The organism is Flavobacterium sp. FlaQc-28, from assembly GCF_044007415.1.
GTDB lineage: Bacteria > Bacteroidota > Bacteroidia > Flavobacteriales > Flavobacteriaceae > Flavobacterium.
Genome location: NZ_JBIPCM010000002.1, coordinates 380,848 through 394,425 on the forward strand (window position 1 = coordinate 380,848; position 13,578 = coordinate 394,425).

The window sequence follows — 13,578 nt, forward strand, 5'->3', positions numbered from 1 at the left end:
TGTGTTTTTATGTTCAAGTTAAAAAGTGTGCTTTATTATTTAGTAAACGGCTTTCCATCCGTTTTTTTTCCAATAGGCAATAATGGGTTTGTATGGCCCATATTTATGCTGCTCTTCAGAGAAATTGTCGCTAAAAGGACTGTGAGCATAATCAATAGGTTTTCCCATTTTATTAGGATAATCTAACGTTTTAGGATTTGGTCTTTCATGAATGGCATCATCATTTACATAGGCAGCAATATCGAGTGCTTCGGCATCTGTAAGATATGGTTTTCCTAAAGTTACTTTGTCATACGGCATATTACTTTTTAACCATTGTGCTTGTTTGATAACGCGGTGCATACTTGAGCCGGGCTGATAAGCATATTTTCCCCATAAAGGAGGGTAGGTGTAGCCTGATTTGTCTGCATTATAGATTCCTTCGCCATTATTTCCGTGGCAGCGTGCACAATTTTCAGCAAACAAAGCTTTTCCTCTTTCTGGACTTGCAGCAACATCTGGAAATTCAATTTCTAAGTTTTTCGCACCTTTAAATTGTCCGTCTTTTGGAACAAATTTGCTGATCCATTTAAAATAGGATAAAAAGGCAACCATTTCTTTTCCGTCAAGCGGAAGCGGTTTTCCTGAGTGTGGTCTCATTACACAATTGTTTACACGTTCAGCAAGTGTAAGAACTTTGTTTTCGCGTCCGCGATATTGCGGATAATTATCATGTGATGACATTAAATTGAAGGCATGAGGTTTTGTACCAGCATCTTGATGACAGTTGGTGCAATTCATTTTGTTGCCTAAATATTTTCCATTAATACCATTTGGACCAATATAATAAGCCGTTTTCAGCATCAATTCGCGGCCATAACGTACAGATTCTCCAAATTCATCATCTGGAATTTTAGAAGTATCAATGGTAATATAACCTTCATCATCAGCAGTCGTTTTGGCTGCCAAAGTCTGAGAGTTTGAAGTATTGCAAGAATTGAAAAGAATCATTGGCAATGCTGAAAAGAGACCAATAAGAATTATTTTTTTCATGACTAGAATTTTTAATTTAAAAGAAAAGGTTTCATGTTTTCTTCTGGAATAAATTGTACGCGATAAGGAGGTATTTCAGACTCTAAAGCCCAAAGTAATACTCCTTTTTTGTTGGTTAAAACCGTTATATGTCTTTTGGAACAGCAAACCAATATGAGATCTTTATTGATCATATAGGCGCTTCCCATTCTATCGTTGTAAATATCTTTTGGCAGGTTTACATGAAAATCGAGCTGTACTGCTTTGTTTTTTTCGTCTACTTTAATCGCAAAAACTGATGATTGCTTTTTGTCTACACCATTATCAAAAAACATTAAACTTCCGTCTTGGTTGATGTGTGCAGCGTGTGCCTGTGAGAAATCGCTATCCTTAGCCATTTTCATATTGCCGTTTCTTCCTAATTTCCAAATTACTTTTCCAGATTTAGAATCGACTTTCCAGATTTGTCCGTTGTTGTAAAAAGAGATTAAAAAATTACCATCTTTATCATAGTTTAGGCTGTTGGCGTGCATCCAGTCTTTTTTAGTTTTCAATAAAGCTTTGTCTTTCATTGGATCGAGATCATCAAAAACACTCCATTTCCAAATTTGTTTTCCTTTTTTGTCTAGAATCAGGATTCCATCACCATTTATAGTGTCTCTCTTTTTTCCACCAATTGCAGATAAGTCTGTTATTTTAGCATCAACAAATAAAGTAACAATCTCATTTGCTGATTTTTTTATGATTTCATGGTGGATAACTTGTTTTAGATCGCCTTGTCCTTTTTTAATATGCGTTAAAGTATCGCCCTGCAGGTTAATTTCTAGAATTTCACTGCCATAACTTGTAGGCTCATCATTGGTTCCTAGAATAGAAAGTATAGTTTGCTCTTTTGTGAAATGCGTTACTTTAAAACCAGTATTTTCTACTGTATGATACCATCTAATATTTCCTTTGTAATCAACAATAAATGCTGTTCCTGGAGTTTCTCTTTTAGCCATAAGCATAAACCCTTTTTTGAAGTTTTGCGGTAAAAGCTCTGGTTTTGGACTATTTGCTTTGAACTTTTTCTGCAGCCATTCCGGCAGTTTTCGTGATTTAAAATTGTATACTTTACTGCTGTCTTTTTCTTTTCCCTGCACTGTAATTAATTTAAAATTATAGTCAGTTTCAGGAATTATATTAAGAAGTACTAAAGAATGTGAAAGCCCTTTTTTTGAAATAGGAGAAATTATCTTGTTTTTAGTTCCATTTTTTGCAGTCCAATATTCGGCATATACCTGTACATCGTCATTCGTAGTAACATCGATTTGAATTTTCAATTCGTTGTTGCTATGAGTCCCAATATTGATATTTGTGATATAATTGCCTTGTTTTTTAGAACAGCTTGTCAATGCAAGTACTGCCAAAATAAAGCTCCATTTTAAAATTAGTTTTTTGATCATTATAAAGGCTTTTTTGAATGAAACAGAAAAGTGCTTTTGTATAAAAAATCAAGAATAGACAGCTGATTTAACTGCCTATTCCTGATTTAAAATTTATTTATTGCCTGTCAGCATTACTCAATTTTGGATTAAGATCAACTTGACTTTGCGGGTAAGTATAATATTTGTTTTGAGGCATTTTGATAAGTGCCGCTTCACCAACTCTAAGGTGATAAGCATTTACCAGAACATCATATTTGTTCATTCTGATTAAATCAGCACGACGTTTTCCTTCATAAAAAAGTTCCCATCCTCTTTCTTGTAAAATAGCATCTCTTAATGAAGCCTGAGTATGTTCTGACAGCACTAATAGTTTTGCATGTGATCTTCCTTTTACTTGATTAATAAGATCTATAGCTTCAGATGTTGGACCGCTGATCTCGTTTAAGGCTTCAGCTCTGCTCAATAATACATCTGCATAACGTAAAATATTCACACTATGACCATCATAATAGGTTGTGGTTTCATCATCAGCATATTTTCTGGTTGCTACATCCGGCATATAAAGTACGCCAGCAGGCGGCTGCGCACCCAAAGTTGGTGCTTGTTTGTGCAATAAACCATCTGATCCCATAAACTCTGGAAAGAAACATTTTTTTCTATCATCTTCATTACCAAATGTATTGAAGAAATCCCAGTTTACTGTATAATATTGCCATCTGTTTTGTACAACTGGGTGATCTGTAGGTCCAAAATGGTTCAATAATTCTGTTCCATTTACGTTAGCATCACTAAGAGAAGAAAAGATGTTTTCTGAGCACCATTTGTTGCTTTCTTTAAATAATCCTAAATATGATGGATAAAGACTGTACTGATTCAAGTTCATTACTTGCTGCGTAAGTGTTGCTACTTTTTGCCAATCATGACTGCGTAAGTATAACTTCGCTAATAAAGTAAGTGCGGCGCCTTTAGTAGCACGAGCTACATCATTAGTACCATAAATTGGATTATTTTGGTAATTTAAAGGCAATACATCTGCAGCTTCATTTAATTCTTTGATCAGGAAAGCATCTATTTCTTCTACTGATGACGGAGCTATTTGTTCTAAATAACCTGGATTTCTTAAGTTAGCTTCCGTAATTAAAATTACAGGTCCCCAAGCATCCGTTAAATCCATATATGAAGATGCTCTTAAAAATTTGGCTTCAGCAATAAATTGAGCCTTTTCGGCAGCAGTTATCCCAGACATTTTTGCAATGTTAAAAATCGCATTATTTGCATTGGCAATCAATTTATACATGGCATTCCAATCTTCTTGAAGCAATCCGTTACTAGAATTCCAAGTTCCTAATGATAATTGTCCCGGATCTCCACCAAATTGGCAATGACCTAAATCTGTAGCAATATCGGTGAGAGCAAAGTGTCTTGTTGCCCAGTATGAATAGTTATCGCCTACAGAAGGACCTTTTAGTCTGCCATAAACGGAATTGACTGCAGCAATAGCATCTGACTTTGTTTGATACCCATTGGTATTGGTCAAACTACTATATACCGTAGGTTCAAGATCCTGGTTACAGGAAAATTGTACTCCAGCCGCTAGTAATAGTAATAATATTGTATGTTTTTTCATTTTAATAAATTTAAATGTTACTAAAAAAGCTTTTTAGACTAGTGAATAGTCACTTTTATGCCTAAAATAAACGTTCTAGAAGCTGGGAAAGAGTTAAAATCAATTCCGCCACCAATGTTTTGCGCTGTAGAGCTGCTTGTATGTCCATTTATTTCAGGGTCGTTTCCAGAATAATTTGTAATGGTCAATAAATTCTGTCCTATAGCATACAATCTAATATTGTCTATAAATTTTACTTGTCTTAATGCACTTTCTGGAATGGAATATCCGATAGAAACATTTTTTAAACGAATGTAAGATGCATCTTCAACAAATTTTGAATTTACGTAACTGCCATAAGTACTTTTGTAGTAACCGTCTCTTGGAATATCTGTGTTTTCATTAGTTCCAGCTACCCAACGATTTAGAGCGTCTGTGCTTGTGCTGGATTCTCCTACCATTTTTGTCATATTATAAACAGAATAATCAAAAGCTCCTTGAAAAAAGATATTCATATCAAAATTTCCAAATCTAAAATCATTGTTGAAACCTGCAATATAATGTGGTGTAGAATTTCCTAAGTATGTTCTATCATCAGCAGTGATTTTTCCATCTCCCGTAAGATCTTCATATTTTGGATCTCCAGGTTTAGATAAAGGCTGTGGAGCATAAACTTCTCCAGTTTTGATTACGCCGGCATATTTAAATCCGTACAATACTCCCATTTCTTTTCCAGGCTCTAATCTTGTGAATTCTCTTCCAGAAACCGTTCCGCTTGGGTTAGACGTATTAGTACTAATAATTTTTACATTATCAGCTAGAGATATAACTTCTTGTTTATTGTAGGCAACGTTCAAGGAAGTTGTCCACAGAAATTTATCATTTCTATAGTTTGTAGTGGTGATTCCAAGTTCAATACCTTGGTTGTCAATAACTCCAGAGTTCATGGTTTGATTGTTAAAACCCCACCATCCGCCAACAGGAACTCTGATCAATGCATCAGTAGTTCTCTTTTTATATACATCAATCGTTGCCGTTATTTTACTGTCTAAAAATCCCATGTCTAAACCTATATTGGTTTGCGCTGTTTCTTCCCATTTTAAATTAGGATTTGGTAAGTTTTCAGGTTCATTAGCACCTACGAAACTATCAGGAGCAATTGTTGCGCCCCAAGATTTTAGTGTGTTCATGTATGCATAATCTCCAATACCATCATTTCCTGTAATACCGTAACTTACTCTTAATTTAAGTTCAGAAATCTTATCTAATTTTTGCATAAAAGGTTCGTTAGAGATTTTCCATGCAATAGCACCAGAAGGGAATGTTCCGTATTTATTATTTGGTCCAAAACGAGAAGAACCGTCTCGTCTCAGCGTAAAAGAAGCTAAGTATTTATCGTTAAAGGCATAGTTTAACCTTCCAAAATAAGAAGTTAATTTTGTCTCTAATTTTTGTGTTTCTGGTTTCAAATACACTTCAGCACCTTGTAAATTATAGTAAGTCAATACATCACTAGAAAATCCAGATCCAGAAGCTTTCATTCTTTCGTATGTATCTTTTTGATTAGAAGTACCAATCATTGCTGTTATAGCATGCTGTTCTTTAATATTAAACTTATAGGTTAAATATTGTTCCGTACTCCATCTAAAATAAGTTTTGTTTTCTTCAGAACCAGTTCCTTTCAAAGCAGCTCCTGCAGTTAAAGTTCTTGGTGTATATTTTCCTTGAATGTTTTCTTGCCATTCAGCACCCGCACCAAAATGATACGTTAGACCTTTGATGATTTCATAATCTAAAAACATATTACCATTAACCATTCTATTAATAACATGATCGGTTGGCTCTAATAAAAGGGCTAATGCATTATCCTTACCTAAGTATTTATTGTAAGTTCCGTCAGCATTATAAATAGGTAGATTAGGATAGGCTGTCTGAATTGAAAACATTGGCGATAGAATATTATCTCCAAAGTCACTATTGTTTCCTTCTGTCGCGGCACCATAAAAATTGGTACCCATGTTTAATTTGCTGTTAAATCTTTTTTCGCCTCCCATTCTTACACTGTATCTTTCGAAATCAGTATTTTCAATGGCTCCGGTTTGTTTGATGTAATTTCCAGAAAGAAAAAATTTAGATGTTTGATCGCTTCCGCTAAAAGTAAGAGATCTGTTTAGTACTTCACCTGGGCGTGTTGCTGCATCAAACCAATTCGTATTGGCCACAGGAAGACTCGCTGGAAAAAGAGGAGGTCTTCCGTTTTCAAGTTGAATTGCATTTTGAATATCAACAAATTGCTGACCAGTTAGTAATGTAGGTTTATTAATGATGTTTTGAAAACCATCAGAAATCTCTGCTTCAACCTGCATTTTACCTGATTTTCCTTTTTTAGTCGTAATCAAGATTACACCATTTGCTCCTCTTGAACCATAAATAGCAGTAGAAGAGGCATCTTTTAATATCTGAATGTTTTCAATATCGTTTGGACTGATAGAACCTCCTGAACTTGTAATGAAACCATCAACTACATACAACGGACCATTTGAATTGTTAATAGAATTTCCTCCTCTAATCACAACATTTGGAGTAGTTCCAGGAGCATAACTATTTTGCTGTACTTGTACTCCAGAGGCACGACCTTGAAGAGCTTGTCCAACATTGGCAATAGTTCCTCCTAAATTTAAATTGTCTTTTCCAACAGAGCTCACAGAACCAGTAAGGTCTTTTTTTCTGGCTTTTCCATATCCAATAACAACTTCCTCTAGTTTTTGACCAGCTTCCTTCATAACAATTTTTAGAGGTGCGCTTCCTATTGTTACCTCTTGGTCTTCCATACCAATGTATGTTATAATAAGTTTGGTTGCACTATCAGGAACTGTAATTGCAAAACTTCCGTCAACATCGGTTTGCACACCCGTTTTGGTGCCTTTTATGGTTACGTTTACACCTGTCAGGGGAAGTCCGTTTTGATCTGTTACTTTACCCTTTACCGTTTTTTCAAAAAACAACGAAGTATTGGTTTTAGAAAACACATTTACAGGAGTTGCTGCCGAAGCTTGAAATGTGAAAACTAACAACGAAAGAATCGTGAGTTTAATTTCTTTCCCGGATAAATTGTTAATCCGAAAGTCTCTAGGTTTTTTTTGGGTTAATAATTTCATACTCTTAATTGGTTTTTTGGTTAATAAAAATTTTGCTTTTTGTTTTGTAGGTTTTCTTTTCTTTTTATTTGATTTTAAATTTAGGTTTACTCTTTTTCTGAATTATAATTGAGTCGTTTTTCTGCTATAAATACACCCTTTACTTTTGACATGTTTTTGGAGTTTTTACCCGTTTTTGGTCATTTTTTTAAGAGCGAAAAATGCTTAAAAAACATTTTAATTAACTTATTTTTAAGATTATTATATAACGAAACTATCGATTATATTTTTACTAAACAAGAAAAAACATAAAAAATGTGCTCGAACACATAAAAAAAATGTTCTCGAGCACATAAAATTACATAAAACATTTTTTTTTACTTAAAAAGATGGAATATCTACAAATTAAGCAGCGATTAAAAAGATCAGTAAAATTGAGGGTTTTTTACTTGACAAGGCTCTTTGGGTGTATTGTTGGTGTTGTTTTATTAAAACTTTATGAAATTCGTAATGATAATGTGAGGTAAATAATAATTCATCAGGCTTTTCTTATTGCTTTAAAATAATTTTAGGCAATTTTATTTTTATTTCAGTTGTGTTTTTTTCTTGAATTTTAAACTACTTTAGTGATCTGAAAAAAAGAGAAAAATAGTGACCTTTTTTTGTGTCATTTTCGGCTTTTGAAAAAATAAAAAATTAACAAATTTTAAGAAATACAATTGTGAAAGAATATCAAGTAATTTTAGTAGAAAAACAAGAGCAAAATTCTGATAAAATTTTAGATTTTAAGACTTGGGAAAAAGCAAACTGTTTGACTGATTTTTGTTCTCCTTGGAAAAGTGATTCTATTTCTAAAATTGAATTTAGAGCTTGTTGGGATCTAGAGAATCTATTTTTTAATTTTAGAGTTTTTGATACTGATGTTTATATCGATAAAAAAGATGACAGTATTGATAGTATCGGAAATTCAGATAGAGTGGAGCTGTTTTTTAGAAAAAATGAGAAGCTAAGTCCTTATTATTGTCTGGAAATGGATACTGAAACAAGAACAATGGATTTTGAGGCTTACCCAGACAGGAAGTTTGATTTTAATTGGAATTGGCCAAAAGATAATTTACACTTAAAAGCATCAAAAGATGAAAAGTCTTTTACAGTTGAAGGTAAGATAAGTATAAAATCACTTGAAGAATTAGATTTAATTCAAAATAACATAATTGAAACCGGTGTATATAGAGCTAAATTTTCTAAAGTAGAAAATGGCGCATACGAGCCAACTTGGATTTCATGGGTAAATCCAAATACCGAAACGCCTAATTTTCATATCGCTTCTTCTTTTGGAAGATTTATTTTGATGAAATAGTTTTTTTTAGAGGCAAAGATTCAAAGAGACAAAGATTCAAAGAGACAAAGATTCAAAGAGACAAAGATTCAAAGAGACAAAGATTCAAAGAGACAGAGGTTCAAAGGTTTTAAAATAAAAAAAATTTAAGCTGCTAAATTTGCGAGCCATTTTTGGTTTACAGATTTAGCGGCTTAAATTTTTAGTGTTTATATGATTAAAAAAAACTTAGTGTCTTTGCGATAAAACGGGTTAAGCGTAAAATGAAGCATTTTCGACATTAATAATATCGATAGGCAGTAAAATAGTTTCAGGAATATCTTTTCTAAATAAAAAGTGTTCGACTAAAGTACTGACACCTAAATAAGCTTGTCTTTTTTGATTTTGGTGAATTAAAAAATGAACCAAACCTTTATTCAAGAAGTTTACATTCTTCTCAATTAAATCATAACCAATAATTGCGATTTTTTTATCTTTTGCAGAAGTTAATAGAGAAGCTATTTGATACGCTTTAGAAGTCGTGATAAAAATGCCGCTCAAATTAGGATTCTCCTCTAAAAAAGCGGTGAATTTAGTCTCGATGTTAGAATGTTTTAATTTTAAAGTCGTTAAAGTGAAATCAGAAAGATTTTTCTCTTCAAAATAATTTCTAAAACCTTGTTCCTTTTTCTGCATGTGAACTGCATTTTTAAGGCTTTCGTCAATATGTATAATTGCAATTTGACCTTTTGGTAAAATCAAATTCATTAAACTGGCAGCAACACGACCGCTTTTGTATAAATCTTGTCCAACAAAACCCTTTATCGAAGAAGATTCAACCTGGTTATTAAAAGTATTAACCATAATATTCAATTCGTCATACTGCTTAATAATTTCAAGAGTTTCTTTATGAAATAAAGGCGCTATTAAAACCGCATCAGGCGATTGATTGATGATTTTTTCATTAGTGCTTAAAAATGATTTAGTACTTTCAGGATTAAAATAGTGTGTTTCAATAATAACGCTGTAAGCTTTAAATTCAGTTTTTGCATCTTGAATGCCGTTTACACATGGCAGCCAGTACGGATCTATTTCTGGATCAGGCAGTAAAACACAAATACGATAAATCTTATTATTTTTTAAATTACGGGCAATTAAGTTAGGTTCATAGTTAATCACATTCAAAACCTCGTTTATTTTGTCCAGTGCTGTAGGAGAAACCTTCCCTCTGTTATGCAAGACTCTGTCAACAGTTCCTTTAGAAACTCCTGCCATTTTTGCAATATCCTTAATTGTGTACTTTTTATCCATATAAGCAAATATAGAAACTTTGATTTGATTATTTAAAATAGCACGTCATAATTATTTAGTGTGCTCGAGGACATTTTTAAAGTGTGTTCGAGCACATTTTTTTAATTTTACTTGTTTTATAAAAATATAATCGATAGTTTTGTGGAGTTAAAATTGAAAATCAAAAAAATATCCATAACCAAGAAATCATTATAAACTATTGTTGTATAATGATTTAATGACTCTTTTTAAATGAAAAAAATTACTTCATTAGCCCCAGGTCGGACATGTCTCTTTGGAGATCATCAAGATTATTTAGGATTGCCGGTTATTGCCTGTGCAATAGATCGAAATATAAAACTAACCGCAGAACAAAATAGCACCAATACTTTTGTTCTAAACATGATCGACATTGATGAAGTTAGAACCATTGATATTAACGCTGCTTTTGAGAAACTAGAGCCTCGTGATTATTTTGCTTCATCACTGCGCGTACTGCGCAGATATGGTTGTGTGCCAAACACAGGTTATACAATTACAATTACCGGCGATATTCCGATAAACTCTGGAACTTCAAGTTCATCAGCCTTATTAATGGCTTGGATTCGTTTTTTAATCGATGCCTTCGGAATTGATCATGAAGTGACTCCTGAATTCCTGTCGAAATTAGGATATGAATCTGAAGTTTTAGAACATGGAGAACCGGGCGGAATGATGGATCATTTTAGTATTGGAGTAGGGAACATCGTGTATATTAATACAAAACAACCTTTTTCTTATAGAATTATCGGAACAGGATTGAAAGGTTTGATTACAGGAGTTTCTGGTGTTCCTAAAGAAACAATTGGTTTGATTGGAGAAATAAAAGGAAATGCATTGATGTCTATAGGTATTGTTAAACAAAATTTCCCTGATTTTGATCTGCATGCCTCAAAAATAGAAGACTTTGATCGCTATCGAAATTGTCTGCCAGATCGTTTAATTCCGTTTTTTGAAGCCGCTCTTAAAAATTATCACTACACAAAAGAAGCTTTAAAAGAGTTTGAAAAACCAGTTTTAGATCTTAAAAAAATTGGAGAATTAATGAATCAGCATCACGAAGTTTTACGTGATTTATTAAAAATTACAGTTCCTAGAATTGATGCTATGATTAATGCTGCCTTGCGAGCAGGTGCTTACGGAGCCAAAATTGTAGGTTCTGGCGGCGGCGGAAGTATTGTAGTAATTGCAGATCCGCAAATTGAAAACGCTGTAATCGAAGCCATTTTAAACGCAGGAGCACAGGAAGCATATGCTGTAAATGTAGATCCAGGAGTAAGAACTATAGAAAATATCGAAATTTAAAAAATAAGTATGCACAACAATTTAGTTATTCTTGCGGGCGGAGCATCATCCCGTATGAAAAAAGAAGCAGTTTTAGACAATTTATCACCCGAAGAAATAGCACAAGCAAATGAAAGAAGCAAAGGTTTAATAGGTGTTGGTTCAAGCGGAAGACCTTTACTAGATTATCTTTTATTAAATGCAAAAAAAGCAGGTTATACAAATATCTATATTATTATTGGAGAGCAGGGAGAGCTGTTTAAAGAGTTTTACGGAAGTAAAAATGTAGATAATGATTTTCATGGACTCAATATTTCATTTGCAGTACAGTATATTCCTGAAGGAAGAATAAAACCATTTGGGACTGCTGATGCTTTGTTTCAAGCCGTAATGCAGTTTCCTGAATTAAATTTGCAAGAATACTCAGTTTGCAACAGTGATAATTTATATTCAGCAGAAGCCTTGCGAGCACTGCGCGAAACAAATAGTCCAAACGCATTTATCAGTTACGATCGTGATGCACTTGATTTTCCGCTTGAAAGAATTTCGCGTTTTGCAATTGCCAAACTAGATGAAAATAATCAATTATTGGATATTCTAGAGAAACCAACAGCGGCAGATTTAGAAAATTATAAAGACGTTGATGGAAAAATAAGAGTAAGTATGAATGCTTTTAAATTTAACGGAAGTACTTTGTATACGCATCTTAAAAATTGCCCTGTAAATCCAGAACGTGATGAAAAAGAGCTTCCTACAGTACTTTTGAACTCTGTAAAAGAAAACCCGGGAACAACATTAGGAATTCCATTTTCAGAACATGTTCCCGATTTAACCGCAAAAGAAGATATTGCAGAAGTAAAAGAATATCTTAAAAAGTATTATCCAGTTTTAGACTGGCAATAAAAATTAACAAAAAATTTATATCTAATTTAGGGCAGAATACAACATATTAGATTACTTTTGCAATGCAAAAAAAATGCATAAAAATGCATAAAATACGCATACCGATTGTGAGTGTTGGTACTAAATTTAGGTTGAAAATAAAAAAAACTATTAACTATCAACCCAAAAGTATTATGTCAAACATTGAAAGCGCCATACAAATAAACAAAAGGAGTGCAATTATTCCAATGGTCATTCTGACCGCTTTGTTTTTTATTCTCGGATTTGTAACGTGGTTAAACGGACCGCTAATTCCGTTTTTTGAATTAGCTTGCGAATTAACCTCTTCTCAAGCCTATTTTGTAACTTTTGCTTTCTATATTGCCTATTTTGTAATGGCAGTTCCATCCTCTTGGGTAATCGAAAAAGTAGGTTATAAAAATGGGATTTCACTAGGATTGCTTATCATTGCCGCTGGAGCATTTATGTTTTACCCAGCTGCAGAAAGCAGAACTTTTTTACTGTTTTTGATCGCTTTATTTATCATGGGAACAGGTTTGGCGATATTGCAAACCGCAGCTAACCCGTATGTAGTTGTAATAGGACCTAGAGAAAGTGCAGCCGCAAGAATCAGTGTTTTAGGAATTGCAAATAAGATGGCCGGTTTTGTTGCGCCAATTATATTAACAGCCTTAGTATTGTCAAACATGCAGGACTTTACTGCAGATAAAATTGCGCTGTTGGATTCCGCTTCAAAAGCAAACGCTTTAAATGCTTTAGCTTTGCAATTACAGACACCATATCTTTATATGGGTTTGATAATAGTTGTTCTTGCAATATTGGTAAAATTATCGCCGCTTCCTGAAATTGATCTTGATGAAGATGGAAATATAACAAATTTGAGTATTTTTAAGCAAATTAAAAACGCGTTCAAACGCCCACAATTAGTATTAGGAGTTGTAACTTTGATGCTTTATTTAGCAGCCGAAGTTTTAGCTGGAGATTCTATCGGAGGTTTCGGAAAACAATTGGGAGTTTATGGTGATGAAGGGAATTTTTATTTAAAATTAACTTCATTTACAATGTCGGCAATGGTTGTGGGATATATTTTAGGAATATCATTAATTCCAAAATACCTTTCTCAGGTAACTGCTTTAAAAGCGTCAGGAGTTTTAGGTATAATTTTGGTTTTAGCAATCGTTTTGATCTCGCCAAATATAATGGTACAATTGCCGGGAGTTCCAAATTTGCCAGTTGTAATACTTTTAGTAGCATTACTAGGTTTGGCAAATGCACTTTGCTGGCCTGCAATTTGGCCAATGGCGCTTGAAGATCTAGGCGGATATACTAAAATAGGAAGTGCCATTTTGATTATGGGTATCATTGGCGGTGCGATCTTTCCTTTGTTTTACGGTCTGATTACAGAAACTATAAACGCATCAAATATCGCAGATGGAACGCAGGCGGTTTCTAAAAGTGGAAACCAAATTGCTTATTTAATGCTGCTGCCATCTTATTTAATGATTCTTTTTTATGCAGTAAAAGGTCATAAATATAGAAGTTGGTAAATTAATGAGAAATTAA

General features: G+C 33.5%; 9 protein-coding genes. 4 read left to right on the plus strand and 5 right to left on the minus strand.

The window, feature by feature from the left end:
* Positions 1 to 39: 39 nt before the first annotated feature.
* From ACHRVL_RS07510 to ACHRVL_RS07525, 4 genes are all read right to left on the minus strand, one after another.
* The gene (locus tag ACHRVL_RS07510) at positions 40 to 1,032 is read right to left on the minus strand and encodes a c-type cytochrome (protein WP_395411573.1); all 993 of its coding nucleotides are present in this window, start codon (positions 1,030 to 1,032) and stop codon (positions 40 to 42) included.
* Positions 1,033 to 1,043: 11 nt separating this feature from the next.
* Positions 1,044 to 2,456 carry an aryl-sulfate sulfotransferase gene (locus ACHRVL_RS07515; RefSeq protein ID WP_395411575.1) on the minus strand — a complete coding sequence of 471 codons (1,413 nt, stop codon included), beginning with the start codon at positions 2,454 to 2,456 and terminating at the stop codon, positions 1,044 to 1,046.
* 97 nt (positions 2,457 to 2,553) lie between these two features.
* The gene (locus ACHRVL_RS07520; RefSeq protein ID WP_395411576.1) at positions 2,554 to 4,065 is read right to left on the minus strand and encodes a RagB/SusD family nutrient uptake outer membrane protein; all 1,512 of its coding nucleotides are present in this window, start codon (positions 4,063 to 4,065) and stop codon (positions 2,554 to 2,556) included.
* 38 nt (positions 4,066 to 4,103) lie between these two features.
* A complete protein-coding gene (locus ACHRVL_RS07525) occupies positions 4,104 to 7,202 on the minus strand; it encodes a SusC/RagA family TonB-linked outer membrane protein (RefSeq protein WP_395411577.1) in 3,099 nt (1,032 codons plus the stop codon).
* Positions 7,203 to 7,902: 700 nt separating this feature from the next.
* On the opposite strand from ACHRVL_RS07525, the gene ACHRVL_RS07530 reads away from it, so the two are divergent.
* Positions 7,903 to 8,541 carry a sugar-binding protein gene (locus tag ACHRVL_RS07530; RefSeq protein ID WP_395411578.1) on the plus strand — a complete coding sequence of 213 codons (639 nt, stop codon included), beginning with the start codon at positions 7,903 to 7,905 and terminating at the stop codon, positions 8,539 to 8,541.
* A 231-nt stretch (positions 8,542 to 8,772) separates the two neighbouring features.
* Here the strand turns inward: ACHRVL_RS07530 and ACHRVL_RS07535 are convergent, their stop codons facing one another.
* On the minus strand, positions 8,773 to 9,810 hold the full coding sequence (locus ACHRVL_RS07535) for a LacI family DNA-binding transcriptional regulator (RefSeq protein WP_395411579.1): 1,038 nt from the start codon (positions 9,808 to 9,810) through the stop codon (positions 8,773 to 8,775).
* A 231-nt stretch (positions 9,811 to 10,041) separates the two neighbouring features.
* Here ACHRVL_RS07535 and ACHRVL_RS07540 point away from each other — a divergent pair, with 231 nt between their 5' ends.
* From ACHRVL_RS07540 to ACHRVL_RS07550, 3 genes are all read left to right on the plus strand, one after another.
* Positions 10,042 to 11,133, plus strand: coding sequence for a mevalonate kinase (locus tag ACHRVL_RS07540; RefSeq protein ID WP_395411580.1), 1,092 nt, complete (start codon positions 10,042 to 10,044; stop codon positions 11,131 to 11,133).
* Positions 11,134 to 11,142: 9 nt separating this feature from the next.
* Positions 11,143 to 12,015 (plus strand): sugar phosphate nucleotidyltransferase, encoded by an 873-nt coding sequence (locus ACHRVL_RS07545; protein WP_395411581.1) that lies wholly within the window; start codon positions 11,143 to 11,145, stop codon positions 12,013 to 12,015.
* Between the two features lie 173 nt (positions 12,016 to 12,188).
* Positions 12,189 to 13,562, plus strand: a complete 1,374-nt coding sequence (locus ACHRVL_RS07550; protein ID WP_370431817.1) for a sugar MFS transporter — start codon at positions 12,189 to 12,191, stop codon at positions 13,560 to 13,562.
* Positions 13,563 to 13,578 lie beyond the last annotated feature (16 nt).